Consider the following 23,691-nt stretch of genomic DNA (forward strand, 5'->3'; position numbering starts at 1 on the left):
GTGTAGCCCTCTCCCGCAAGGGGAGAGGGCGCATCAACCCGCAGCGCAGTTGCAAAAAGGGATTCGGGGAGAAAACAACAATGCCAATCGTGTACGAACAGCTGATGGCCCTGAAGAACCTCGGCCAGAAATACAGCTACAGCGATCGCGAAGTGATGCTCTACGCCTATGGCATCGGTCTCGGCGCCGATCCGATGGACGAGAAGGAGCTCGCCTTTGTCAATGAGGGCGTGCTGACGCCGCGTCCGCTCAAGGTGGTGCCGACCTTCGCGTCGGTCGCGGCCTGGGGCGCCGGTCCCGGTGAGATGAACCTCAACCGCGTGATGGTGGTCGACGGCGAGCGCGACATCACCTTCCACAAGCCGTTCGCGACCGCAGCCCACATCACGGCCGACTCGACCGTGCTCGACGTGTTCGACAAGGGCAAGGACAAGGGCGCGGTGATCCGCCACCAGACCGTGCTCAAGGATGAGAAGGGCGACAAGCTCGCCACGCTCGTCGCCTCGCGCTTCGCTCGCGGCGATGGCGGCTTCGGCGGCCCGTCGGACGGCCAGCCCGAGCCGCACAAGGTGCCGGAGCGCGCGCCGGACAAGGTGGTCGACATCACCACGCGGCCCGACCAGGCGCTGATCTACCGGCTCTGCGGCGATCGCAACCCGCTGCACTCCGATCCGGAGTTCGCCAAGAAGGCCGGCTTCCCGCGGCCGATCCTGCACGGCATGTGCACCTACGGCATCACCTGCCGCGGCGTGCTGCAGACCTATGCCGACTATGACCCCACGGCATTCAAGCAGCACGCGGCGCGGTTCTCCTCGCCGGTATTCCCGGGCGAGACGGTGACCATGGAGCTGTGGAAGGACGGCAACGTGGTGTCGTTCGAGGCCAAGGTGAAATCGCGCGGCGTCACGGTGATCAAGAGCGGCAGGACGGTGCTGGCGTAGCAACACGTCGCGGCCGTCGACTCCCTCGCCCCGCTCTTGCGGGGAGAGGTGAAGAAGAAACAACAACGGAGAAACAACCATGGGATTACTCGACGGCAAGGTGGCGCTGATCACGGGCGCCGGCGGCGGACTGGGTGAAGCCTACGCAAAGTTGTTTGCGCGCGAGGGCGCGGCTGTGGTGGTCAACGATCTCGGCGGTCCGCGCGACGGCTCGGGCTCCGACAAATCGATGGCCGACAAGGTGGTGGACGCGATCAAGGCCGAGGGCGGCCGCGCGGTCGCAAACGGCGCCGACATCTCGACCCTGGCGGGCGGTCAGTCGGTGTTCGACGACGCCATCAAGCATTTCGGCCGCGCCGACATCCTGGTCAACAACGCCGGCATCCTGCTTGACGAGACCTTCCACAAGGCCAAAGAAGCAAACTGGGACAAGGTGCTGAAGGTGCATCTCAAGGGCACCTTCTGCTGCACCCAGCCGGTGTTCAAATGGATGCGCGACAATGGCGGCGGCGTCATCGTCAACACGTCCTCGACCTCGGGCCTGATCGGCAATTTCGGCCAGACCAACTACGGCGCGGCCAAGGGCGGCATCTGGGGCCTCTCCAATGTGCTGGCGATCGAGGGCCGCAAGTACAACATCCGGATCTGGACCCTGGCGCCGGGTGCGCTGACCCGAATGACCGCAGACCTGCCGCGCTACAAGGAGAACCCGGGTGCGGCGCTTGGCCCCGACGGCATCGCGCCGGCTGTGCTGTACATGGTCAGCGATCTCTCCGGCGACCAGACCGGCAAGGTGCTCGGTGTCTCCGGCCCGCGCGGGGTCCGCGAGATGCGGATGATGGAAATGGAAGGCTGGACGCCGCCATTCACGGGATGGAAGGCGGAGGATATCGTCACCCACGCCAAGGAGATCTTCTTTTCCGAGGAGGAGATCAAGAAGTCGGCGCGGCGGTTCAAGTAAGTCCGGGCAAATGCCGTTCCGGTCCGATGCGCGGCATCGGACCGGATTCGATGACACGCGCGCGGGGGTAGGGGCTTCCCGATGCGCAATGGCGCACCGGGGAATGACGCTGTATAGAGGGCGGAAACAGATGAGGCACAAATGACCAAACTCACCGCCCAGGCCGCAGGAACCTTTGCGATCGCGCCGACCCCGTTCCATGACGACGGCCGCATCGACGAGGCATCGATCGACCGGCTGACCGATTTCTATACTGAGGTCGGCTGCGATGGCGTCACGGTGCTGGGTATTCTGGGCGAGGCGCCGAAGCTCGATGCCGCCGAGGCCGAGCAGGTCGCGCTGCGCTTCGTCAAGCGCGCCAAGAAGCTGCAGGTGATCGTCGGCGTTTCGGCGCCGGGCTTTGCCACGATGCGCTCGCTGGCGAAGAAGTCGATGGATGCGGGCGCCGCCGGCGTGATGATCGCGCCGCCGCCGCATCTGCGCACCGACGACCAGATCACTGGCTATTTCAAGCAGGCGCAGGAAGCGATCGGCGACGACATTCCCTGGGTGCTGCAGGACTATCCGCTGACGCTGACCGTCGTGTTCACGCCCGCGGTGATCCGCAAGATCGTGATGGACTCGCCGTCCTGCGTGATGCTCAAGCATGAGGACTGGCCGGGCCTCGAGAAGATCTCCACCTTGCGCAACTTCCAGAAGGACGGCTCGCTGCGGCCGCTCTCGATCCTGGTCGGCAATGGCGGCCTGTTCCTCGATTTCGAGACGGAGCGCGGCGCCGACGGCGCGATGACCGGCTATGCCTTCCCCGAGTTGCTGATCGACGTCGTCAACATGTCCAAGGCGGGCAAGCGCGATGCCGCGCACGATCTGTTCGACGCGCATCTGCCGCTGATCCGCTACGAGCAGCAGCCCGGCGTCGGTCTCACCGTGCGCAAATACGTGCTGCAGAAGCGCGGCATCATCTCGTCCAGCGCCCAGCGCAAGCCCGGTGCTGTGATCACCCCGCAGGCGAAGGCCGAGGTCGACTATCTGCTCTCCCGCGTGGCGCGCGTCGACCGCCGCGCCAATCTGCAACCGCAATCCAGTGCAGCAGGCTAAGTGATGACCGAGATCGTTGCCCCGCGCCTTGCCTCGACCGTGCTGCTGCTCCGTGACGGCAGCAGCAGCGAGATCGAAGTCTTTATGATGGTCCGCCATCACCAGATCGAGTTCAACTCGGGCGCGCTGGTGTTTCCCGGCGGCAGCGTCGACAAGAACGACAAGGAGATCGCCGCCAATCCCGCGCTCTATTCGGGCGGGGAAGGGCTCGACGGCGATGCGCTCGGTTTCCGCATTGCGGCGATCCGCGAGACTTTTGAAGAGAGCGGCATCCTGCTGGCGCGGCCGCAGGGCTCGAAGGATCTGGTCGATGCCAAGCGTGCGAACGAGATCGCGACCGCGCATCGTGCGGCGTTGAACGAAGGCAAGATCACGTTCCTGAAGGTGCTCACAGACAACGGCATGGTGCTCGCGCTCGACGAGCTCGTGCCCTATGCGCACTGGATCACGCCGGAGGGCATGCCGAAGCGCTTCGACACCTGGTTCTTCCTGGCCGCCGCGCCGCCCGAACAGCTCGGCGCCCATGATGGCAAGGAATCGACCGATTCGATTTGGGTGTCGACGCGCGAGGCGCTCGAGGGCGGCGAGACCGGCCGCTTCAAGCTGCCGTTCCCGACCACGCGCAACCTGATCCGGCTCGGTAAGCAGCCGAATGTCGGCGCCGCGCTTCACGACGCCAAGAAAATGTCGATCGTGACGGTGACGCCCGTCATGACCAAGACCGCCACCGGCCGCCAGCTCCGCATTCCCAAGGAAGCGGGCTACGACGGCGAGGTGTTCGACGTTGGCGCGCTGGGATGAAGTTTCCATAGGCGGCGCAACACGTTCGGTGTCGTCCCGGCGCAGGCCGGGACCCATAACCACCGATATTCATTGTATCGCGACGCTGGGGCCACAGCTTTTTTTCAACAACTCAACCCTGTGGTTATGGGTCCCGGCTTTCGCCGGGACGACGATGGGATTCACACTTCGGCCTGAACCGAAGGATTATCACCTCGCTGCATTGTAGATTCCGTCTCAACCATCGAGACGGAATCCTCAACCCATGACCACCACGCCCCGCCAGCCCAGCATGGGCCTCGAGCTCGCTTTGCTGCTCGCGCTCGCCACCCTGTGGGGCGGCTCCTACACCTTCATCAAGCTCGGGGTTGCGACCATCCCGCCGATCACGCTGATCGCGGCGCGCACCGCGATCGCAGGCCTGCTGCTGCTCGTCATCATGCGGATGCGCGGGGTGACGATGCCGACCGACGGCGCGACCTGGCGCCGCTTCATCTTCCAGGCCTGCCTCAACAGCGTGATCCCGTGGACCCTGATCGCATGGGGCGAGCGCTTCGTCGACGCCGGGCTCGCCACCATCCTCAATTCGGCTTCGCCGATCTTCACCTTCCTGTTCACCGCCGCGATCACCCGCCACGAGGCCGCGAGTCCGCGCAAGCTGGTCGGGGTGATATCAGGGATGGCCGGCATCTGCCTGATCGTTGGCGTCGATGCCTTCCGCGATCTCGGGCAGGGCATCCTGGCTGAGGTCGCGATCGTCGCCGCCACGATCTGCTACGCCTGCGCCGCGATCTTCAGCCGCGGCTTCAAGGGGCTCGACCCGATGGCGCCGGCCGCGGGCTCGCTGCTCGCGGGCGCTGCGATCCTGATCCCGCTTAGCCTCGCCGTCGAACGGCCCTGGACCTTGACGCCGTCCACCAGTTCGCTGCTCGCATTGCTGGCGCTTGCGGTGTTCTCGACCGCGATCGCCTTCGTGATCTACTTCCGCCTGATCCAGACCCTCGGTTCGGTCGGCACCACCGCACAGGCTTACTTGCGGGTGCCGATCGGGGTCGCGCTCAGCGTCGCATTCCTCGGCGAACGGCTGAGCCCGACGGCGTGGATCGGGCTCGGCTGCGTCGTGATCGGCGTCGCCGCGATGACGATTCCGGCGCGAAAGATCGCCACGGCCTGAGGCCATCGCCGCGACGACGATGCCTCGTGATGGGGGCGCCGCGGCCTGACGTTTGACCCGCCGAACAACATCAGGAGGCCGGCATCCTGTCGGACCCGGCTTGGCTGCCCTGTGCCGGAATCGGCCACCTGCGCCCGGCCGGGTGACAGAGGTCACACCGCCGGCGAACCCGAGCCTGCAGCATGTTTCCCCAAGGCCCGTAATTTCCCGTATATTGGGGTGCATTGGACCCCGGCCTTGATGACATGACCGCTGAATTGCCGCCGAATTCGCAAGCGCCGCGTGCGTTCTCCCTCTCGATTGGCCAGCTCACGTTCGGCAGCTTCCTGCTGGTCCTCGCTGTGATCATCATCACATCCACGGCCAGCGTGATCGCGATCCGGCACATCGATACGACCTTTGCCGAGCTGCAGCGGCTGCAAAGTGTCGGCGACATCGCCGAGGATATAGACCGCCGCACCAACGAGCTGCGTTTGGCGGCGCGGGACTTCGTTACCGAGCCCGGCAACCAGTCGGCCCAGGTCGCGCAGGCGGCCCAGTCGCTGAGCGAGATCCTGAAGAAGACCCGGATCGAGCTGGCGCCCGAGCAGCAGGACATGATCGACGGTGTCACCCAGCGGCTGGCGACCTATCGCAGCGGGATCGAGCGCATCTCGGCGCTGCTTAGCGGCCGCGCCGAGATCGTCGCCGGACTGCCGCCGCTGCGCGACGCGTTCGACAAGGCGGTTGCCGAGAGCAACGACACGGCGCTTGCAAACACGCTGTCGCAGACCCAGAGCCGCATCGCCACCGCGCTCTTGGCGCACAACACGTCGGCCGCCGAGCAGGCCGCGCAAAGCATGCGGGCGATGACGATCGCCGATCCCAACCTGCGCAGCGCGGTCGACAATTATGCCGAGGCGATCAGCGCGATCTCGCTGCGCGAGGGCCAGATCGCCGACATCGATCGGGAGGTGCTCGGCGCCGAGGGCCGCCTGATTCAGAAGGTCACCGAACTGTTGCGCGAGCTCAGCTCGCGCCGCGGCCATGTGCTGTCGCGCGATTTTGCGCGGACATTGGCTGAAGCGAAATGGCAGAGCATCGTGCTCGGCACCGCGGGCGTGCTGATCGGCCTGTTCGCGTCGGTGCTGGTGGTGCGCCGCACCGTCCGCCCGCTCGCCAGGATCGCCGGGTCGATTCGCAAGGTCGCGGGCGGCGAGAAGAGCGCGTTCATCCCCGGCGCCGACCTCGATAACGAGATCGGCGACATCGCGCGCGCCGCCGAGGTGTTCCGCCAGACCCTGGTCGACGCCGACAGCGCGCGCGAGGCCGCACTGCGCGCGCTCGCCGAGCAGCGGCTCGCCGAGGAGAGCTACCACAAGCTGTTCGAGGCATCGGTCGACGGCATCTACGTCACGACGCCGGGCGGCACGCTGCTCAACGCCAATCCGGCGCTGGCGCGGATGATGGGCTATGCCACGCCGCAGGACCTCATCAACGGCATCGGCGACATCGCCTCCACCGTCTATGTCGATCCCGCGGCGCGGGAGCAGTACCAGCAATTGATGGCGCGCGACGGCACGGTGCGTGACTACGAGTATCAGGTGCGCTCGCGCGACGGCACCGTGCTGTGGCTCTCGGATTCCGCGACCGTGGTGCGCAACGATCAGGGCGAGGTGATCCGCTACGAGGGAACGGTGCGCGACATCACCGACCAGAAGCGCGCCGAGGACGCGATTGCCGAAGGCCGCCGCATGTTGCAGATGGTGATCGACACGGTGCCCGCCGTCATCAACGTCAAGGAGCGCAATCTGCGCTATGTGCTGATGAACCGCTACATGGCGGGCATCTTCGGCGTCGAGCCGCAGGACGCGATCGGCCGGACCACCGCCGAGCTGATGCAGCGCTATGGCGCCGCCAAGACCGACGAGAACGACAAGCGCGTGCTGTCGGTGCGGCGCGAGCTCGGCTTCTATGAGGAAGAGTACAAGGACGCGGCGGGCAACATGCGGCAATGGCTGGTCAACAAGCTGCCGATCCTCGATGCGCAGGGCGACATCGAGAACATCGTCACGGTGGCGCTCGACATCGGCGAGCGCAAGCGGTCCGAGCAGGAGATGCGCAAGGCGAGGGATTCCGCCGAGGCCGCGCTGCGCAACCTGCGGGAAACCCAGAACTCGCTGATCGAGGCCGAGAAGCTCGCCGCGCTCGGCCGTCTGGTGGCCGGCGTCGCCCATGAGGTCAACAATCCCGTCGGCATCAGCCTCACGGTCGCCTCCGCGCTGGAGCGCAAGACCGCGAACTTCGAGGCTCAGGTCGAGCGCGGCGACCTGCGCCGCTCCAGCCTCAACGATTTCCTGAACACGGCGCGGGATGCCTCCTCGCAGCTCGTCGCCAATCTGAATCGCGCCGCGGAGCTGATCCAGTCGTTCAAGCAGGTCGCCGCCGACCGCAACTATTCCGACCAGCGCACCTTCGATCTCGGCGATCTCACCGAGCAGGTGGTGATGAGTTTGCGGCCCGGCCTGCGCAAGCACAATCTGACGCTCAACGTCGATTGCGAGCCGAATCTGATGATGAATTCCTATCCCGGACCGTATGGCCAGGTGCTGACCAATCTGTTCCTCAACGCGGTCGCGCATGCCTTCCCGGACGGCAAGGCCGGCGAGGTCGAGATCCAGGTCCATGCCAAAGACAACGACTATGTCGAGGTGATCTTCGCCGACAATGGATGCGGCATGAGCCTCGACGTTCGCCGCCGCGCCTTCGATCCGTTCTTCACGACGCGGCGCGACCAGGGCGGCACCGGGCTCGGGCTGCACATCGTCTACAGCATCGTCACCACGCGCCTCGGCGGCCGGCTCTCGCTCGATTCCGCGCCGGGCAACGGCACGCGTATCCAGATGATCCTGCCGCGGGTCGCCCCGCTGGAGCAGGCCGCGGAGTAGGCGGGCGCCGGCGCCGGCTCCGTCACCTCGAGGACTGCCGCTATTTCTTCATCTCGCCGGCAAGCAGGTTCTTGTAGATCTTGCCGTTCTTCATGATGACCAGGAAGTTCTTTGCGGGATCTTCGACCAGCCTGATGTTGTCGATCGGATTGCCGTCGACCAGCAGCAGGTCGGCCAGCGCGCCTTCCTGGACCACGCCAAGCTTGCCGGGATATGGATTTCGCGGCCCGGACAGACTGAGCAGTTCAGCGTTGGTCGATGTCGCCATCGTCAGCGCCTCGGCCGCCGTGTACCAGCGGGTGAGGTCGGCCAGCATGGTGCCTTGCCGGTCGGCCAGCGCCTTCGAGAACAGGACATCGGTGCCGAATGCCGTCTTGATCCGGTATTTCCTCGCCAGCGCATAGACCCGTTCGGTCCCGGCAACCACTTGCCGCATCTTGTCCTGTTCCGCCGGCCCCAATGCGCTGGCGCCCGCCAGATCGAGGAAGGGCTGCGTGCTCAGCCAAATTCCCTTCTCGGCCATCAGGCGGGCCGTCGCGTCGTCCATGAGATGACCGTGCTCGATACACTTGACGCCCGCCGCGACCGACCGCTGGATCGCAACCGGCGTATAGGCGTGCACGGCAACGTAGGTGCCCCAATTCGCGGCGGCGTCGACGGCGGCACGCAGCTCCGGTTCCGTGAATGTCGATACGTCGAGCGGACTAAACGGCGATGCGACGCCACCGCCCGCGGTGAGCTTGACCTGCGAGGCGCCCTGCATGAGCTGCTCGCGCGCGCGCACGCGAACCTCGTCTGGGCTGTCCGCGATCATGCTGCCGCCGATTTTCTCCATGCGGCTGAGCATGCCGCCGATCGTTCGTGGCAGATCGGACAGCTGCCGGAAATCGCCATGGCCGCCCGTGATGGTGATTATCGCGCCTGACGGGTAGATGCGGGGCCCGGCCACGAGTCCGTCGTCGATGGCCCGCTTGAGCCCGAAGGTGGGCCCGCCCATGTCGCGAACGGTGGTGAAGCCCCGCATCAATGTGTCGGTCGCTTCCGCCGCAGCGAGCAGATTGTTGTAGCCGACGTCACCCGCGATCGCAGCCGCCGGCGTCGGGCGCACCAGCATCGCATGCCAATGCGCGTCGATCAGTCCGGGCATCAGGACGCGCTCGCCGCCATTGATCACCTGCGCATCGGCCATGATCGCTGAGGTCGAGATCGTCTCGATCTTGTTGTTGCGGACCAGCACATTCGATGGCGCGGACAGCGTGCTGTTGTTGCCGTCGAAGATGCGGACGTTCTGGAACAGGACCGCGGAATCCTGCGCCTGCGCCGCCGGCAAAACGCCGAGGCTCATGCCGATCGCCGCAAGCAGCACGGAAATCCGGACGATCCCGCTCTGTGTTCTCACACCTGACATGTTCGGTCTCCCCCCAAAATGCTGCTACGCCGGCCGGTCGGCGGGCCGCAAGGCATAGGTCAACCAGCCGATGCCGTGGGACATCAGATCGATGCCCAGTAATAGTCCAAGCACCCAGAGCCCGGTTGCCGGAAATCCGCTCAAAATGATGAGGCCCGCGATGACGCCGAACACCCCGGAGGCCGCCAGGACCCAGCCGGACTGCCGCCAATGGCCGATGCCGATCGTCACGCGGACGAGCCCGGAGACCAGCAGTATCAGGCCGAGGACGTAGGTCAGGATCAGCGCGCCGGTCACCGGCTGGCTCAACAGCACGATTCCGGATGCAATGTAGAGGGCTCCGAGCAGCAGCTGCCATAGGAAACCTCCCCACCCCTTGGTCCAGAAGGCGTGCACGATCTCGAAGCCGCCTGCGAAAATCGCCGTCCAGCCGATGAAGATCGCGCTGACCACGGTGAAGAGCACGACATCGCCGAGGACGAAGACGCCAGCGACGATCATGGCGATCCCGAGCAGGACGCACATCCATAGCGGCGGCTGTGCGATGCCAGTGAGACCTAACGCGGAGCTGTTGTCGGTGGTCGCCATGTTATCCTCCTCAATTCCCGGACCAGGAAACGCGTCGCGGATCGGCGGTGCGGCGATCCGTCGGCGCGGATCAGCTGGTTCGTTCGCGGTTGTCCGCCGCGTTGTCATCCGGAATCTCTCCCGGCCGGTAGTTCGGCAGCTGCCCTGCCGGAATGACCGCGAGGAGGGCGAGGCCCGCCATGATCAACAGCCCGATCTTCAGCGCCCGCAGCCGTGCTTCGGTGTTGACCCGGACCGCTTCCTCGACCTGCTGTGGCGTGCCGCTCGTGGCTTCGAGCACGCTGCGCAGCCGGTCGTTGCTGACGAAGGTGATGTTGTTGAGGTCAACCTGGCTTTGCAGCTCCTTCGTCAGCACCGGGCTGGCCGTGATCCTGCCGAGGGCGATCGTGCTTAGCAGACCAACGAGAAGTGCGCCGGCGACCGCCGTACCTACCGCCGCCGCGAGGTTTTGCGTGGTCCCGCGCAAGGATCCGACGTCTCCCGCCAGAGCCTTGGGCGAGGCCGTCACCAGGACGTTAAAGAGCAGCGTCACCAGGGAGCCCTGGCCGATGCCGAACAGGACGAGACCAAGTAGAACGGGAATCTCGCTCCAGTCGTTGCGCACGACGAAGGCGAGCCACAGCAGCGCGATGGTGCAGAGCGCAAAGCCGAAACGTCCGATCTGGCGCGGTGTCAATCTGCCGTAGAGATTGACGATAAGCATCGCCGAGAAGAAGACCGTGAGGTTGAACGGCATCATCGCGATCGCGGTGGCGATCGGCGAGCGTCCCTGCACGATCTGGATGTAGAGCGGCACCGTGAAGTTCAGTGCAGCCTCCAGCGCGACCACCGCGAACAGCGCATAGACCGCGCAGCGCTCCTCGGGCGAGTCGATCACCTCCAGTGCCAGCAGCGGGGTTTTTCCCGCGGCCTGCTGCCGGTGTGTCCAGCTCAGAAATGCCTGTCCGAGCACGATGCCGATCACGATCATGATCGGCGCCGGCGAAACGCCCAACAGATCGAACGGCGCGTTGGGACGGGCGAGCGCCAGCCCCCAGCCGTTGAGATTGTTGAATCCGAAGCTGATCAGAATGATTGCGCTGGCGGCGAGGGCGACGCCAACCAGATCGATCTCGATGTCGGGGCGGCCGCGGTCGGGCTTCAAGCGAAAGCTCAGCAGGAAGACGATCGCCGACACCGCGATCAGGATTCCGAACGCCGGCCGCCAGCCGATATAGGTTCCGAACACTCCGCCGATCACGAATGCGAGCACGCCGGCAGCCGCGCGCGCCGAGCCCAGCGCGCCGAGGGCCGTGGCCTGCTGGCGCCCGGCATAATTCTCGGCGATCAGGGCGACGAGCGAAGGCACGATCACCGCTCCGGCGGCACCGCAAAGCGCCTGCGCCGAGATCATGGTGGTGGCCGTGGGGCTGAATGTCATCAGGAGTTGCGATGCGAAGAACAGGACGACCGCAAGGCGGAACACCTGCAGCGCGCCAAATCTTTGCGCGAGTTTCGCGCCAAGCATGACGAAGCCGGCCACAAGCATGGAATAGGCCACGATACCGGTCGCCACCGTGGTGGGGGGCACGCCGAAGCTTATCACCATGCCGCCCATGGCAACCGGGAGCGATGCGACATTGTACGACATGATCATCTGGCCGAGCGCAATCGCGATCATCGGGACCCATGATGCGCGCTCTTCCTGGTGGATGCCGCCGATCGACATTGTCTGCGCCATGGCGTCCTCCGATCTTCTCGGCTTCTGCGATCGGCCCGACCGTGGGAATGCCGATCGTGTGACGACCGCTCAGCCGTCCGGCTGCGACACGAGCAGATCCATCCCGAGCCGCTGTGACAGGAATTTTGCGGCGAGCTGGCCTCTCACGCTGTTGCCGGCGGCATCCAGCGGCGGGGCGAACGTGCCGAAGCCCCCTTTGCCAGGGGATACCGCGACGATGCCGCCGCCTATGCCGCTCTTTCCCGGTAGGCCGATATCGTAGAGCCAATCGCCCGACGTCTCGTACAATCCGGCGGTGACCATCACTGCCAGGGCGTAGTGGCATACGGCTGCGTCGACCACGCGTTGCCTGGTCACCGGGTTCACGCCGCCGTCGGCCAAGGTCGCGCCCATCACGGCCAGATCCCTGGCGCTGACATTCAGCGAACATTGCCGCGTGTAAAGATCAGTCGCCTGCCTGGCGTCGCTGTAGATCCGCTCGTAGCTCTCCAGCAAACGCGCGATGCTTCGATTGCGGAAATTGGTCTCGGAGGCGGATGCGTAGACCTCCTCGTTGAGCGAGAGAGGCCGGCCGGCGAAACGTGATAACCCGTCGTGGATGAATTGCCAGCGGTCCTCGACGGACCGTCCCGGCGCGAGGCTGGTCGCAGCAATGGCGCCGGCGTTGACCATCGGATTGGTGCGCCCGTTTCCCTGCTCGATCGCACCGAGCGAGTTGAAGGGAAGACCGGTGGCGTTGGCGCCAAGCTTTTCGCGTGCCGCCTCCGGGCCGATCGTCTCGCAGATCAGCGCAAACAGGAACGGCTTCGAGACGCTCATGATGGAGAATTCGTGGTCGACGTCTCCAGCGCCATAGACACGGCCACCAGTTCCGACGACACAAACACCAAACAGCTCCGCCGGAACCCGTGCGAGCGCCGGGTAAACCTGCGACGTCGTTCCATCGGTGTTCGACTTGAATCGCCGGTGCGCGTCTTCCACAAGCGCCTGCACCATCTCCGGACCGGGTAGATGACCGGTCGAGATGTAGGCCTGCGCTCGCTGATCGACCGAAAGCGACGCCATCGCATCACTCCGTCCGAACGGACCCAACGGTGGCCGGTTCCATTCTAGAACACGATGCGTGGGGGCAGTCAGCGCCAAAGTTTTATTTGAGTCAACCTACAACCGGCGCCTGGTGCTGCAACCCAGCCATCAACATTTGCGAACAATCCACCTGGGGGATGTTCAGTCAGCGAGGCTGACGCGATCGCCTTCCAGTCGCCGACGCAACCCGCAGTCGCTTCAGTTTGAATCTAACGGCGGACGTCGCTGCGGCGCGCAATCAACGACCGATTGCAACGTTTTCGTTTGAGGGAGTACGATTGCGGCGCGTGCGTGCGTGCCGAAGCGAGTGTGGGAGGCGCGGGGCATCAACCGTAGAAATGAGATCTACCATGGTGGCGCAAACAAGTGACGGACATCTGTTCCTGTTCAAGAAGCTTGGCGGCCTGTTCGCGATCATAGCCGGATGCCTGCTGACAGCCGTGGGTGTGACGTTCGAGTCCACCGACACGACCGTTATCGGCATCCTGCTTCTGGTGCTGGGTGCCGTCTTGCTCGTGCTCAAGATCATGAGACGAAATCAGCAGCCCGGATAGCCGGGCTGCATCGGCGTCTGCTGCGGCGCTTGCGGAGCGAGCCTTGAGGATCAATGGCGCCCGATGGCGGCCGTCGATTCTTCGAGACGGTCGTGTTGCGCCCTCGGGATCACGGGCCGGACGATCGATATTCGATCAGTATCGATCGATACGCGAACGGCATTGGACCGTCCGCGACAACACTCCTACGGCTCGCTCAACCGACCCAGCGATCAGCGGGCGGTACGAGCAGGGGAGGAAGACATGATTTCACGGCGCAATCTGGTGGCCGGTATCGGCGCGGGCATGGCGAGCGCATTGGCCAGCCGCGCCATGGCGCAGTCGTTCCCGTTCAAGCCCAATCAGCGCTATCCGGATCCGGCCATCGAGATCCTCGACCCGAGCTTTGCGAAGTACCGGCTCTACAGCTCTACGCTGGAGCAAGTCGCGACCGGCATGCGCTGGGCGGAAGGGCCGGCCTATTTCCCCGAAGGCGGTTATCTCTTGTTCAGCGACATCCCCAACAACCGCATCATGAAATACAGCGAGAAGGACGGCAGCCTCAACGTCTTCCGCAGCCCCGCCAATTTCGCCAACGGCAACACCCGCGATCGCCAGGGCCGGCTCGTGACCTGCGAGCATTCGGTGACGCGGCGGATCACGCGCACCGAGAAGAACGGCAAGATCACGGTGCTTGCCGACAGTTTTGAGGGCAAACGGTTCAATGCGCCGAACGACATCGTCGTGAAGTCCGACGACACGATCTGGTTCACCGATCCGGTGTTCGGCATCGCCGGCGAATGGGAGGGCTTCAAGGCCAAGCGCGAGCAGGACAACACCAACGTGTTCCGCATCGGCACCGACGGCAAGCTGACGGCCGTCATCACCGATCTGGTCAATCCGAACGGGCTGGCGTTCTCGCCGGACGAGAAGAAGCTTTACGTGGTCGAATGGAAGGGCACGCCGAACCGCAGCATCTGGAGCTACGACGTCAATGCGGACGGCAGCGTCTCCAACAAGTCCAAGCTGATCGACGCCGCCGACCAGGGATCGCTCGACGGCTTCCGCGTCGATCGCGACGGCAATCTGTGGTGCGGCTGGGGCAGCAACGGCGCGCTGCAATCGGAGCCGACAGATGTCAACGGCCGCGAGGTCTATCAGCTCAAGGGCCGGCCTGAGGATCTCGACGGCGTGATGGTGTTCAACCCGCAGGGCAAGCCGCTCGGCTTCATCCGCCTGCCGGAGCGCTGCGAGAACCTGACCTTCGGCGGACCCAAGAACAACCGCCTCTACATGGCGTCCTGCCATTCGATCTACGCGCTCTACGTCGACGCGCACGGCGCGACGTGAGGTCTGGCTAGGAAGAGCAGCTACGAGCGCGGGCCTCTGTCACCGTCATCCTGAGAGCCTGACCGAAAAAGGAGTGAGTGATTTCGGTGGGCTGTGATTCCTTCGGATTTGCGAAGATTCGAGGGAGTGCACCATGCCATGGACCAAAATCACTCGTGCTCAGTATCTGCGGAATGGACTACGCTACGCAAGCGACATGACCGATGCGGAGTGGCGGCTGATCGCTCGGAAGCTGCCGCCTCGGCGTCGATTGGGCCGGCCGCGCAAAGTTGATCTGCGCAAGGTGGTCGAGGCAGTCTTGTTCATTCTGTCCACCGGCTGCCAATGGCGGGCTTTGCCGCGCGAGTTCCCGCCATATTCGACCGTGCAGGGCTATTTTTATGCTTGGCGCGACACTCGCCGATGGCACAGGATCGTCAGGTCTCTTGTCCGACAGGCGCGGCGCAAGCTCGGTCGCAAGCCGACACCGACGGCGGCCGTCATCGACAGCCAGAGTGCCCCGACAACACAAGCCGGCGGCCCACGCGGCTTCGATCCGGGCAAACGGGTGCATGGGCGCAAGCGGCACATCGTTACCGATACCAACGGGCTCCTGCTGGCCGTTCACGTCCATCCCGCCAACGTTCAGGATGTCCATGGTGCAGTCCCCTTGCTCGAACGCCTGCGAGATCGCCTTCCCAAGTTGCGACATGTCTTTGCTGATCGCGTTTATCGCGGAAAACAGCTCGTTGATGCACTCTCCCATTGCGGGCCGTGGACCATCGAGATCGTCCAGCGCCCGCCGGGGGTCAAAGGCTTCCAGCTTCTGCCACGGCGCTGGGTCGTCGAGCGCACCTTCGCCTGGTTCGGCAGGTGCCGACGCCTCGCCAAGGACTTCGAAGCTTCGGCCTCAACTGAAGTCGCCTGGCTTCTCGTCGCCCATATCAGGCTCTTGACCCGACGCCTCGCCATGCCCTCAAAATCTTGAGCTCTTTTTGAGTCAGACTCTGAGGAGCCGCGAAGCGGCGTCTCGAAGGATGTACGGCCCGGCTAGTGGCCGTCGACCCTTCGAGACGCGCGCAAGGGCGCGCTCCTCCAGCGACAAAGGCGAAGCCTTTGCGCGGGGGTGACGGGTCCAGCAGCGATTCCCGAGCAGCTAATTGATATCCGCGAGCTTGTGCAGCGTGGCGCCGAAGATCAGGCTCGCCTTGCCGACCAGCGCGGTTCCACTCATGGTGCCGCGGGTGTCGGTGAAGGTGCCGGAGACGCCGATGCCGACCGGCGCGGGCCCGCCAAACAGCGGGTTGTCGGTATCGCGCGGGGTGGTGTGGCGTTGCACAAGGACCTCGCCCTTGAACGCGTCGCCCTTCACCGTGTAGCTGCCGGTGTAATAGAGATAGGCATCGCCGCCGAGAATTTGTCCGTCGCGGAAGAGAATCACTCCGCTGCCCTTGCCGACGCGTCCGTCCAGCAGGGTGACGTGGATTGAGTACAGCCCGTTCTTCATAACGTCCCATTGACCGGCTGCCACGCCCGCAGCAATCCGGATTGGTTTTTTATGCCAAAGCGAGCAACCTCGTGCAATGCGGCAGGTTGATTCCGGGGTGTCCGGAGTGGCCGTGAACCCTCGGTTCCTGCCAGGCGGTGTGACGGCGCGATGACAGCGGACCGTGCGCGCGAATCGAACTGGCCCGCGAAATGCATAGCTCTGGTTGCACTGGCCGGTGAGTGCTGGAGCAACATACATGACAGACAGGTTGGAAGCTGGCGGCCGCTTTGCGGGCCGGAATGACGATCCCGGAACTTTGGTTGGCCGTCGCCGCGGCCGAACCAAAGTGTTTCTGCCGCTTGGTCTGGTCGCGCTTGTATCGGTCGCAGCCGCGCAGCTAGCGCACGCCCGCGATCCCGACGGCCGCTACGCCAATTCGCCGCTAAAGGAATGGTTCGACGGTCTGCGCAGCGGTAAGGGGCCGTGCTGCTCGGATGCCGACGGCAGTGCAGTCAGCGATGTCGATTGGGAATCGAAAGACGGACACTATCGTGTGCGCCTCGAGGGGACCTGGATCGACGTGCCCGACGAGGCCGTGGTCACCGAGCCCAACCGGGCCGGCCGCGCGATGGTCTGGCCGATCAAGAGCTACATGGGCGTCACGATCCGCTGCTTCATGCCCGGCAGCATGACCTAGCGCGGCAGTCGCTCACACGTACTTCTTGTCGCGCTCGAGCAGTTCGATCGAGATACCCTGCGGGCCGCGGATGAAGCAGATCCGCACGCCCGGGCGGATCGTGGTCGGCTCCTTGGTGAACTCGACGCCCTTGGCCTTGATCTCGGCCGCGACCGCGTCGATGTCCTTCACCGTCAGCCCGAAATGATCGAGCCCCTGATAGGGCGTCACCGGCGGGGCGTTGACGCCGTCGCCTTGCGTCACCTCCGCGATGAAAACCTTGGCGCCGCCGAGCCGGACGTCGATACGGCCTGGGCCACGGATGATCTCGCCGCCGAGGATGTCGCGCAGCCAGGTCGCGGTGGCCTCGGGATCGGGACTGCGCAGATGGACGTGGTCCCAGGTGACGACAAGCATTGCGCTCTCCTTGTTGTTCTCGCGCCGCGTCGGCGCGCGGCACTCGCTCTCGGGCGGTGCAAATCTAGCGATCGGCCGGCTGTGATGCCATCCCGTGCTGCACGTCGCAAGATTGTCGTCCCGGAATGAAACCATTCCGGCCGACGGCGATTGTTCTCGCGTGGCCGCTCGGCCTGCGGCCGTCCCGGATGCCGCATGTTGCGATCGCTGCGGCCTCTGTGCTGGCGGGGGTCTGGTCGGGCGTCGAGGGTGAGGGCACGACGATGCGGATCGGCTTGGCGTCGTTTCGAAATGTTGCCGCCGGACGTCTCGGTGACGGCGGCTTCTACGCCAGCTTGCTGCTGTCGTTGATCGCAATCGCCGGGATCGCCGCCTGGTTCTTGCTCCCCGAGCCGAGCGACGCCGGAGACCGGGATATCTGGCCGGTGTCTTCGACCGTCATCCGTACCGCGCAGGATGTGCCGACCGGGGTGCAGTCTGCCCAGGCGGCAAGGGAGGCGCTGGCCGCACCTGCGGACGAGCCGGCCACGGTCGGCGTGGCCATCGCCCCGCAGCCGGCCGAGGAGGCCAGGTCGTCCCAGCCGGGCGCCGAACGATCGCCGCTGGACCGGGTGCGGATCGCCTCGCAATCCTGGCGTCGCGGCGGCCTCGGATCCAAGATGCTGGTCACCCTGACGCTGCGCAACGCCAATGATTTCCCGGTCAAGGATATCGAGATCGCTTGCGCCTTCATCCGCCGCGACGGCAGCCCGATGACCGAGCGCAAGCGGCTGATCCCTGACACCATCGCCATGAAGAGCCGCAAGACCTACTCGCAGATGTTGATCGGCTTCGTAAATATGAACGCAAACAAGGCCAAATGCTCTGTCGTGACCGCCAGCCGCGCCTAAGCCCTGCATCTCGAAAAAGTGAGCGGGAATTGACTGGCCGGGTGAACCGTAACGGCCAGGCAGGAACTAACTAATAAGCCGACCGTTAGAGGACGACCCGGAAGCGCGGGATGGCGACTGTCCGGGTGATCATGCGCAGACGATGAATTCGCTGCGCGATGACTGATGTCGTCGCGCCGAGATGAACCGCGCCCGTGGCGCGGGGGGAGCTACCAAAATGCCTGTGGCGCGTTATTTTCTGTACGTTGGTGGAGTGCTGCTCGCGCTGCTCTTCGTCGTCAATGCCATCGTGCCGCAGGAGGCCGTGGTTCCCGGCCAAAGCCAGACCATCTCATCGCCGGCCGCCGACAAGACGATGGTCCGCATCAGGTCGACGCAGAAATTGCCGGAGCGGGTGGTATACGATACCAGCCAGCCGATCATCGTTCCGGCGCAGGTGAACGCGGTTGCCGCGGCCGTCCCGCCGGCAACGGGCGACGCATCGGCGCAGACCCGCGTCCGCAACACGTTTGCCCAGTTCATTCCCGAGAAGGCTGACGCGCAGAAGGCCGTGGCCGAGGCGAAACCGGCCGACCAGCCGGCCCAGGCCCAGCCGCAGGCACCGAAGAAGCACAAGGTTGCGCGTTACCATGCCCATCCCCAGCAGCCGATGCGGCTGGCGCAGCCCGGCATGTACCAGCCTTACCGCGTCGCGCAGCAGCAGCAGCCGCGTATGGGCTTTTTCGGCGGTTTCGGCACCTGGTAGGCAGGGTCGCTCGGCAGCCGGCAATCGATGCGCCGCCGCAAATGCTTGCGGCGGCATTTTCATGTCCGCGAGATCAGGCGGCAACCGGACGCAACTAGCCGTCCGGGCCGTTCAGGCCGGTTAGCGCGGCAGGCGCGGAATCTTGTCGGCGAAGCCGTTGTAGCAGGTCAGCCGCTCGTCCTCTTCCTTCACGAACCGGCATTCGTTGACGCCCTTGGCAGGGGCGGCCTTCGGCTTGGGCTGCGGCTTGAAGATCTCGTCGTAGCACATCAGCCGTTCCTTGGTGGCGTCGTCGATGTCCTGACAGGCCTGGAGCTTCTGCGCGACCGATTGCGGCTTGCCGGGCGCAGCAGCCTTCTCGCCCTTCTTGGCCGCCGACTTCTTGCCGACCTGGACCAGCGGCTTGTCGCCGACCATCGGCTGCGAGGCCGCCGCGGGCTTGTCGGCCGCGGGCGGTGGCGTGGTGGCTGGAGAGGTGCCTTGGGCAAGCGCGGCAGCCGGGCAGAGAAGCGCCAACGCGAGGATGATATGTCTCATGTTGAAAATGTCCGAAATGGCGTGATGACCGGAAGGATGGCGCCGGGGATCGGAAAAGCCCGGCAAGCGCCGAGGCTTATCGCAAGTTCTGCCCGAATCCTACCCCCAGAGATAACCCACCCGGCACCGATCCACTGGCAAAAACAGGGGCAATTCGTCGCCGGTCCGACCGCAACCGAGCGTGATTTGCCTTTGCGGGGCCGGGCGGCTATCACGACGCCATCTGCGCGACTGGCGCTTGGATGGACCACCATCGGGGAGCGCAGAGACTGAACGCCGCGCGCCTGGGCACCGCTTCGAAACGGAGGTGCCATGACGGCGAACATTCTTGATGGGCATGCACATGCCCAAATTGTCATCGACAAGGTTGCAAGTGAACTGGACCGGCTGCCCCGCGCGCCCGGGCTTACGGTCGTGCTGGTTGGCGACGATCCGGCCAGCCAGATCTATGTGCAGAGCAAGGTCAGGATGGCCGAGCGGCTAGGCCTGCGCGGCGAGGTCGAGCGCCTGCCGGATGACGCCAGCGAGGCCGACCTGCTTGCCAGGATCGCGGCGCTCAACGCGCGCGACGATATCGACGGCATCCTGATCCAGCTGCCGCTGCCGGCGCATATCGACGCCCTGCGCGTGATGGCGGCGGTCGATCCCGCCAAGGATGTCGACGGCCTCCACGCCCTCAACGCCGGCCGGCTGTTTCACGGCGACGATGCTTTGGTGCCGTGCACGCCGCTCGGCTGTCTCAGGCTGATCAAGTCGATCCGGCCAGATCTCACCGGCGCGCATGCCGTGGTGATCGGCAGCTCCAACATCGTCGGCAAGCCGATGGCCGCGCTGCTGCTGCAGGAGCAGGCGACCGTGACGCAGACCCACATCCACACCCGCGGCATCAGCAACATCTGCCGTCAGGCCGATATCCTGGTCAGCGCGGTGGGCAAGGCTGGGCTCGTGCGCGGCGACTGGATCAAGCCGCAGGCGATCGTGATCGATGTCGGCACCACGCGCGTCGAGAAGCCGGACGGCGGCTACGCGGTATGCGGCGATGTCTCCTTCGACGAGGCGGTGCAGGTTGCCGGCGCGATCACTCCGGTGCCGCGCGGCGTCGGACCGATGACGATCGCCTGCCTGATGGAGAACACCGTGAAGGCCGCCAAGGCGAGGTCGGCCCGGCTGCAATAGCGCAGTACGCCCGCGGCAAGACGCGAGCGGCCGGGTGCCGCTCGCGTGCCGTGCGCGAAGTTCATGACCTCAGAGGTAATGGAAAGCCCGCAGCGTTCGGCTATCGTCATGCGACAGACGGAGGCGCGCGATGCTGTATGCGGAAGATCTCTCCGAGGGCCAGACATTCCGGCTCGGGACTTACACGATCGGCGAGGCCGAGATCCTGGAGTTCGCCGGGAAGTATGATCCGGTGCCGATCCATACCGATCCCGTCGCCGCTGCGGCGGGCCCGTTCGGCGGGCTGATCGCAAGCGGCTTCAACACCATTGCGATCTATCAGCGGCTCGTCGTGGAGGCGATCTGGAGCAAGGTGGCGGGCATCGTCGGGCGAAGCTTCGAGATCCGTTTGCCGAGCCCGGTCCGCCCGGGAACGACGCTCACCGGCCAATCCCAGATCCAGAAGATCACCATCAGGCCGGAGCGGCGCGACGCCGTCGTGATCTTCAAGACCGAGCTCGTCAACGACGAGCAGCGCCCCGTGCTCGTCCTCGTGCTCGATGCGCTGATCCACATGCGCCCCGTTGAGCAGGCGCGGACATAGGCGCCGCACCGATCGTCGATCTGGTGGTCGCGCAATGCCGGGGCTAGTATGGCGAGCCTGCGGCCGAACTGCAGCGTATCAATGACGTCGTCCTTGACCCGGCCGGGCAGCAAGTTCGCCGATGTGGTGCAGGGCGGATGGTTCAGACGTGAAGCGGAGCAAGCAGACGCGTGGAGAGATCGAGGCCAAGCAGCGCAAGGCCGCGGCATGGCACCACACGCTGGCACAACGCGCCGCCGAACGCCGGCGCCTTCGTGACTACAAGATCGCGCTGGCGCGCGACGAAGTTCCGGTGGTGACGTGCCAGCTCGCACCCTCGAACAGCTATTCGATTCCTGATTTCGTCGAACGCGGAACCTATCGGCCCGAGCCTTTCGTCTGCAAGGATTGCGGCGTTGCCGAGGTCTGGACGCCGCTTCAGCAGAAATGGTGGTACGAGACCGCGAAGGGCGACGTGTTCACCAAGGCCGTGCGTTGTCGCGCCTGCCGCACCAGGGAGCGCGTGCGTAAATCCGCCGCGCGCCGCGTGCATCTGGAAGGGCTCGCCCGGAAGAAGAAGCCCTCCGCCGCGTCATGAGCGGGCGCGTGACGCCGCGCTGCTCCTTCACAGAGATGTGGATGTGGAACCCGCGCGCGGGCGGTCAATGCGTCGCGCGCGCGGAACGTTTCGTTGCCTGATCGGTTCGAGACTTTGAAGCCCCCGGCGAGGGGTGCGGGCGGGGAGGAACCAGCCAGGGAAGCAGTCACGGCCGGAACCAACGAGAAGGAGCAGCGGATGAAGCTTAATTCCACGCAAGTCAAGCAGACCATGTCGCAAATGAACGCCCAGGTGCTTCCGGACGATCATCCGGCGGTGGCGCAACTGAACAGCGTGTTTGGCGAGCACACGTTCTTCGTCGATACCAGCGGACTCAAGGTCCTCGAACCCGCGCAGAGCTCCGACATGCCGGGACAGACCGGCGAGGTGGTGAGCCTTGCCGAATGGAGCGATCCGGAGCTGACCTCGCTGCGGCCGCACGAGCCCGAGCCGACCGGCGTGCTCATCATGCTTGAACCCAGCAAGCACTGAAGTGCGTTTCCGAGCGAAGCCGGTACCGGCTCGCGCAAGGAGAATGCGACCAGACCAGGGGATTGAGAGCATGATCCGATTCAATCGGACCATGCTCTGAGTGCCGCATCGGACGGCACCGCAATCGGCCTTCCTGCCGGCGACAGTCTCCAACGTCACGTCAAGAGGTGCCGAAAGTCACATGGCAAATCAGCGCCGCCTGCGTATGCATCGTTAGAGATGGGTATCCAGGCGGTGAGGAGCAGATGGGGATCGTGCGGCGCTGGAGCTCTGACGAGGACGAGAAGCTCAGAGAACTCGCCAGGGCCGGCAAGAACGCTCTCGAGATCAGCAACGAATTGACCCGCAGCGCTTCGGCGGTGCGGCGGCGCGCCGAGGTCCTGTCGGTGCTCATCATGGCGAAGGCGCTTCGCGCGCGCCCCTCGCATGTCGCCACCCATCTCGAAAGAGTAGCGATCGACGCGATCCGAACCCGCCGCTCGTTTCCCGCGGGCGTCGGCCCGAGCACCATTGCCGGAATGATCGATAAGGGCTGGATCGTCCCGGAGCTGGGGCGGCGATATCGCGTCACCGATGCCGGCGTGGAGGCGGTGCGCCGGAAGATCCCGAGCGGCTGAAGGCAGGCAGCAATCCGGCGGACGGACACAGCATCTGCCACGGAAGGCAAGATTTAGCGCCCGAGACGGCCGCTTGCGTCGTTGAAGCATCGGGGACGCTGACAGCCGGCAGGTCTCCGGCGTGTCCAACCGTCCGGCCCGATCGCACCGATGCTCAACGCCCAGCAGGCTCCAGACGACCGATACCAGCGTTTTGCCGATCTTGCGCCGTTCGTCCGTGAAGCGATCGACACCATTGCCGCGTTGACCCCGGCCCAGCGGGTCGATGTGGACTTCCTCGAACAGGAGTTCATCCCGGCGCTGGGACTCAATGACGAACTGCTGCATGAGCAGCCGCCGGAGCTCGCGCCGAGCTTTGGCAAGGGCTTGCACCTTTGGCAGTATCCGAACCAGCTCGCGCCCTATCTGGCCTGGCTTGCGCGCAACGCGGCCGGCATCACCTCGTACATGGAAATCGGCTGCCGCTGGGGCGGCATGTTCATCCTGGTCGCGGAGTGGCTCAGGACCAGCGGCGCCGACCTCAAGAGGGTGATTGCACTCGATCCGATCGCGCCGACGCCGTTCATCGCGACCTATTTCGATCTGCTGCAGGAGCAGGCGCGCATCGAGCCGATCTACATGCAGGCGTTTTCAACCTCGCCGCTGGTCGCCGCGCATGTCGACCGGCTGAAGCCCGACTTCGTCTTCATCGACGGCGATCACAGCCTGCGCGGTGCGATGCAAGATCACCTGCTGGTGCGCGCCCACGCCAGCATCATCGTGCATCACGACATCCACTCCCAGGCCTGTCCGGATACGACATGGCTGTGGAAGGCGCTCAGGGAATTCGAAGCGCCGAGCTTCGATGCGTTCGAATTCACCAGCCAGTATCCGTCCGTCAACGGCGCGTTCCTCGGCATCGGCGCCATGAAGCGGCGGTCCGCGCAGGCGTAGGGACAGCTGCCGGC

General features: G+C 65.0%; 25 protein-coding genes and 1 riboswitch. Of the genes, 18 read left to right on the top strand and 7 right to left on the bottom strand.

What is annotated here, in order from left to right:
• The first annotated feature begins 80 nt into the window (after positions 1-80).
• From FBZ93_RS07945 to FBZ93_RS07970, 6 genes are all read left to right on the top strand, one after another.
• A complete protein-coding gene (locus FBZ93_RS07945; protein ID WP_146985402.1) occupies positions 81-941 on the top strand; it encodes a MaoC family dehydratase in 861 nt (286 codons plus the stop codon).
• Between the two features lie 79 nt (positions 942-1,020).
• Positions 1,021-1,902 (top strand): SDR family oxidoreductase, encoded by an 882-nt coding sequence (locus FBZ93_RS07950; RefSeq protein WP_146985403.1) that lies wholly within the window; start codon positions 1,021-1,023, stop codon positions 1,900-1,902.
• A gap of 141 nt (positions 1,903-2,043) precedes the next feature.
• Entirely contained in the window at positions 2,044-3,000 is a 957-nt protein-coding gene (locus FBZ93_RS07955) for a dihydrodipicolinate synthase family protein (protein WP_146985404.1), read from the top strand.
• A 3-nt stretch (positions 3,001-3,003) separates the two neighbouring features.
• The gene (locus tag FBZ93_RS07960; protein WP_146985405.1) at positions 3,004-3,801 is read left to right on the top strand and encodes an NUDIX hydrolase; all 798 of its coding nucleotides are present in this window, start codon (positions 3,004-3,006) and stop codon (positions 3,799-3,801) included.
• A 244-nt stretch (positions 3,802-4,045) separates the two neighbouring features.
• On the top strand, positions 4,046-4,954 hold the full coding sequence (locus FBZ93_RS07965; protein ID WP_146985406.1) for a DMT family transporter: 909 nt from the start codon (positions 4,046-4,048) through the stop codon (positions 4,952-4,954).
• 245 nt (positions 4,955-5,199) lie between these two features.
• Entirely contained in the window at positions 5,200-7,881 is a 2,682-nt protein-coding gene (locus tag FBZ93_RS07970; protein WP_146985407.1) for a PAS domain-containing sensor histidine kinase, read from the top strand.
• A gap of 40 nt (positions 7,882-7,921) precedes the next feature.
• On the opposite strand, the gene FBZ93_RS07975 is transcribed toward FBZ93_RS07970, so the two are convergent.
• From FBZ93_RS07975 to glsA, 4 genes are all read right to left on the bottom strand, one after another.
• On the bottom strand, positions 7,922-9,289 hold the full coding sequence (locus tag FBZ93_RS07975) for a metal-dependent hydrolase family protein (RefSeq protein ID WP_146985408.1): 1,368 nt from the start codon (positions 9,287-9,289) through the stop codon (positions 7,922-7,924).
• Between the two features lie 24 nt (positions 9,290-9,313).
• Positions 9,314-9,877, bottom strand: coding sequence for an HdeD family acid-resistance protein (locus FBZ93_RS07980; protein ID WP_146985409.1), 564 nt, complete (start codon positions 9,875-9,877; stop codon positions 9,314-9,316).
• Between the two features lie 70 nt (positions 9,878-9,947).
• On the bottom strand, positions 9,948-11,597 hold the full coding sequence (locus tag FBZ93_RS07985) for an MFS transporter (protein ID WP_246667404.1): 1,650 nt from the start codon (positions 11,595-11,597) through the stop codon (positions 9,948-9,950).
• A 69-nt stretch (positions 11,598-11,666) separates the two neighbouring features.
• A complete protein-coding gene (gene glsA / locus FBZ93_RS07990) occupies positions 11,667-12,662 on the bottom strand; it encodes a glutaminase A (protein WP_146985965.1) in 996 nt (331 codons plus the stop codon).
• A 371-nt stretch (positions 12,663-13,033) separates the two neighbouring features.
• Here glsA and FBZ93_RS07995 point away from each other — a divergent pair, with 371 nt between their 5' ends.
• The 3 genes from FBZ93_RS07995 (at position 13,034) to FBZ93_RS08005 (ending at position 15,533) form a co-directional block, all read left to right on the top strand.
• Positions 13,034-13,237, top strand: a complete 204-nt coding sequence (locus FBZ93_RS07995; RefSeq protein ID WP_050420457.1) for a hypothetical protein — start codon at positions 13,034-13,036, stop codon at positions 13,235-13,237.
• Positions 13,238-13,522: 285 nt separating this feature from the next.
• A complete protein-coding gene (locus FBZ93_RS08000; protein ID WP_433995399.1) occupies positions 13,523-14,566 on the top strand; it encodes an SMP-30/gluconolactonase/LRE family protein in 1,044 nt (347 codons plus the stop codon).
• A gap of 133 nt (positions 14,567-14,699) precedes the next feature.
• Positions 14,700-15,533, top strand: coding sequence for an IS5 family transposase (locus FBZ93_RS08005; protein WP_146985412.1), 834 nt, complete (start codon positions 14,700-14,702; stop codon positions 15,531-15,533).
• A 168-nt stretch (positions 15,534-15,701) separates the two neighbouring features.
• Here the strand turns inward: FBZ93_RS08005 and FBZ93_RS08010 are convergent, their stop codons facing one another.
• Positions 15,702-16,052: a GrlR family regulatory protein gene (locus tag FBZ93_RS08010; protein ID WP_026192881.1), complete on the bottom strand. Its 351-nt coding sequence runs from the start codon at positions 16,050-16,052 to the stop codon at positions 15,702-15,704.
• Positions 16,053-16,290: 238 nt separating this feature from the next.
• On the opposite strand from FBZ93_RS08010, the gene FBZ93_RS08015 reads away from it, so the two are divergent.
• Complete coding sequence (locus FBZ93_RS08015; protein WP_246667405.1) at positions 16,291-16,731, top strand: hypothetical protein; 441 nt, start codon at positions 16,291-16,293, stop codon at positions 16,729-16,731.
• 12 nt (positions 16,732-16,743) lie between these two features.
• Here FBZ93_RS08015 and FBZ93_RS08020 read toward each other — a convergent pair whose 3' ends face one another.
• Positions 16,744-17,127, bottom strand: a complete 384-nt coding sequence (locus FBZ93_RS08020) for a VOC family protein (protein ID WP_146985413.1) — start codon at positions 17,125-17,127, stop codon at positions 16,744-16,746.
• Positions 17,128-17,252: 125 nt separating this feature from the next.
• Between FBZ93_RS08020 and FBZ93_RS08025 the strand changes: the two genes are divergently transcribed.
• Both FBZ93_RS08025 and FBZ93_RS08030 read left to right on the top strand, forming a co-directional pair.
• Positions 17,253-18,017, top strand: a complete 765-nt coding sequence (locus FBZ93_RS08025) for a hypothetical protein (protein WP_146985414.1) — start codon at positions 17,253-17,255, stop codon at positions 18,015-18,017.
• 217 nt (positions 18,018-18,234) lie between these two features.
• Positions 18,235-18,762, top strand: coding sequence for a hypothetical protein (locus tag FBZ93_RS08030; protein ID WP_208763977.1), 528 nt, complete (start codon positions 18,235-18,237; stop codon positions 18,760-18,762).
• A gap of 120 nt (positions 18,763-18,882) precedes the next feature.
• Here the strand turns inward: FBZ93_RS08030 and FBZ93_RS08035 are convergent, their stop codons facing one another.
• The gene (locus FBZ93_RS08035; protein ID WP_146985415.1) at positions 18,883-19,299 is read right to left on the bottom strand and encodes a hypothetical protein; all 417 of its coding nucleotides are present in this window, start codon (positions 19,297-19,299) and stop codon (positions 18,883-18,885) included.
• Between the two features lie 217 nt (positions 19,300-19,516).
• Positions 19,517-19,596: riboswitch (ZMP/ZTP riboswitch) on the top strand.
• 15 nt (positions 19,597-19,611) lie between these two features.
• On the opposite strand from FBZ93_RS08035, the gene FBZ93_RS08040 reads away from it, so the two are divergent.
• The 6 genes from FBZ93_RS08040 to FBZ93_RS08065 all read left to right on the top strand — a co-directional run bounded on the left by FBZ93_RS08040 (position 19,612) and on the right by FBZ93_RS08065 (position 23,677).
• Entirely contained in the window at positions 19,612-20,475 is an 864-nt protein-coding gene (locus FBZ93_RS08040; RefSeq protein WP_146985416.1) for a bifunctional 5,10-methylenetetrahydrofolate dehydrogenase/5,10-methenyltetrahydrofolate cyclohydrolase, read from the top strand.
• Positions 20,476-20,605: 130 nt separating this feature from the next.
• Positions 20,606-21,058: a MaoC/PaaZ C-terminal domain-containing protein gene (locus FBZ93_RS08045; protein ID WP_146985417.1), complete on the top strand. Its 453-nt coding sequence runs from the start codon at positions 20,606-20,608 to the stop codon at positions 21,056-21,058.
• A 148-nt stretch (positions 21,059-21,206) separates the two neighbouring features.
• The gene (locus FBZ93_RS08050) at positions 21,207-21,635 is read left to right on the top strand and encodes a zinc-ribbon domain containing protein (RefSeq protein WP_208763978.1); all 429 of its coding nucleotides are present in this window, start codon (positions 21,207-21,209) and stop codon (positions 21,633-21,635) included.
• Positions 21,636-21,833: 198 nt separating this feature from the next.
• On the top strand, positions 21,834-22,127 hold the full coding sequence (locus FBZ93_RS08055; protein WP_050420464.1) for a hypothetical protein: 294 nt from the start codon (positions 21,834-21,836) through the stop codon (positions 22,125-22,127).
• Positions 22,128-22,372: 245 nt separating this feature from the next.
• Positions 22,373-22,744, top strand: coding sequence for a hypothetical protein (locus tag FBZ93_RS08060; protein WP_146985419.1), 372 nt, complete (start codon positions 22,373-22,375; stop codon positions 22,742-22,744).
• A 150-nt stretch (positions 22,745-22,894) separates the two neighbouring features.
• The gene (locus FBZ93_RS08065) at positions 22,895-23,677 is read left to right on the top strand and encodes a class I SAM-dependent methyltransferase (protein WP_146985420.1); all 783 of its coding nucleotides are present in this window, start codon (positions 22,895-22,897) and stop codon (positions 23,675-23,677) included.
• Positions 23,678-23,691: the final 14 nt, after the last annotated feature.

Origin of the sequence: Bradyrhizobium macuxiense (assembly GCF_007993935.1) — a bacterium.
Classification (GTDB): domain Bacteria; phylum Pseudomonadota; class Alphaproteobacteria; order Rhizobiales; family Xanthobacteraceae; genus Bradyrhizobium; species Bradyrhizobium macuxiense_A.

Coding starts and splice junctions, on each gene's coding strand:
- FBZ93_RS08045 (WP_146985417.1), top strand. CDS start 20,606: ATGCTGTATGCGGAAGATCTCTCCGAGGGCCAGACATTCCGGCTCGGG.
- FBZ93_RS08035 (WP_146985415.1), bottom strand. CDS start 19,299: ATGAGACATATCATCCTCGCGTTGGCGCTTCTCTGCCCGGCTGCCGCG.
- FBZ93_RS08015 (WP_246667405.1), top strand. CDS start 16,291: ATGACAGACAGGTTGGAAGCTGGCGGCCGCTTTGCGGGCCGGAATGAC.
- FBZ93_RS08020 (WP_146985413.1), bottom strand. CDS start 17,127: ATGCTTGTCGTCACCTGGGACCACGTCCATCTGCGCAGTCCCGATCCC.
- FBZ93_RS07970 (WP_146985407.1), top strand. CDS start 5,200: ATGACCGCTGAATTGCCGCCGAATTCGCAAGCGCCGCGTGCGTTCTCC.
- FBZ93_RS07980 (WP_146985409.1), bottom strand. CDS start 9,877: ATGGCGACCACCGACAACAGCTCCGCGTTAGGTCTCACTGGCATCGCA.
- FBZ93_RS08005 (WP_146985412.1), top strand. CDS start 14,700: ATGCCATGGACCAAAATCACTCGTGCTCAGTATCTGCGGAATGGACTA.
- FBZ93_RS07950 (WP_146985403.1), top strand. CDS start 1,021: ATGGGATTACTCGACGGCAAGGTGGCGCTGATCACGGGCGCCGGCGGC.
- FBZ93_RS08055 (WP_050420464.1), top strand. CDS start 21,834: ATGAAGCTTAATTCCACGCAAGTCAAGCAGACCATGTCGCAAATGAAC.
- FBZ93_RS08025 (WP_146985414.1), top strand. CDS start 17,253: ATGAAACCATTCCGGCCGACGGCGATTGTTCTCGCGTGGCCGCTCGGC.
- FBZ93_RS08030 (WP_208763977.1), top strand. CDS start 18,235: ATGCCTGTGGCGCGTTATTTTCTGTACGTTGGTGGAGTGCTGCTCGCG.
- FBZ93_RS08010 (WP_026192881.1), bottom strand. CDS start 16,052: ATGAAGAACGGGCTGTACTCAATCCACGTCACCCTGCTGGACGGACGC.
- FBZ93_RS07975 (WP_146985408.1), bottom strand. CDS start 9,289: ATGTCAGGTGTGAGAACACAGAGCGGGATCGTCCGGATTTCCGTGCTG.
- FBZ93_RS08060 (WP_146985419.1), top strand. CDS start 22,373: ATGGGGATCGTGCGGCGCTGGAGCTCTGACGAGGACGAGAAGCTCAGA.
- FBZ93_RS07960 (WP_146985405.1), top strand. CDS start 3,004: ATGACCGAGATCGTTGCCCCGCGCCTTGCCTCGACCGTGCTGCTGCTC.
- FBZ93_RS07955 (WP_146985404.1), top strand. CDS start 2,044: ATGACCAAACTCACCGCCCAGGCCGCAGGAACCTTTGCGATCGCGCCG.
- FBZ93_RS07945 (WP_146985402.1), top strand. CDS start 81: ATGCCAATCGTGTACGAACAGCTGATGGCCCTGAAGAACCTCGGCCAG.
- FBZ93_RS07965 (WP_146985406.1), top strand. CDS start 4,046: ATGACCACCACGCCCCGCCAGCCCAGCATGGGCCTCGAGCTCGCTTTG.
- FBZ93_RS08040 (WP_146985416.1), top strand. CDS start 19,612: ATGACGGCGAACATTCTTGATGGGCATGCACATGCCCAAATTGTCATC.
- FBZ93_RS08000 (WP_433995399.1), top strand. CDS start 13,523: ATGGCGAGCGCATTGGCCAGCCGCGCCATGGCGCAGTCGTTCCCGTTC.
- FBZ93_RS07995 (WP_050420457.1), top strand. CDS start 13,034: ATGGTGGCGCAAACAAGTGACGGACATCTGTTCCTGTTCAAGAAGCTT.
- FBZ93_RS08065 (WP_146985420.1), top strand. CDS start 22,895: ATGCTCAACGCCCAGCAGGCTCCAGACGACCGATACCAGCGTTTTGCC.
- glsA (WP_146985965.1), bottom strand. CDS start 12,662: ATGGCGTCGCTTTCGGTCGATCAGCGAGCGCAGGCCTACATCTCGACC.
- FBZ93_RS07985 (WP_246667404.1), bottom strand. CDS start 11,597: ATGGCGCAGACAATGTCGATCGGCGGCATCCACCAGGAAGAGCGCGCA.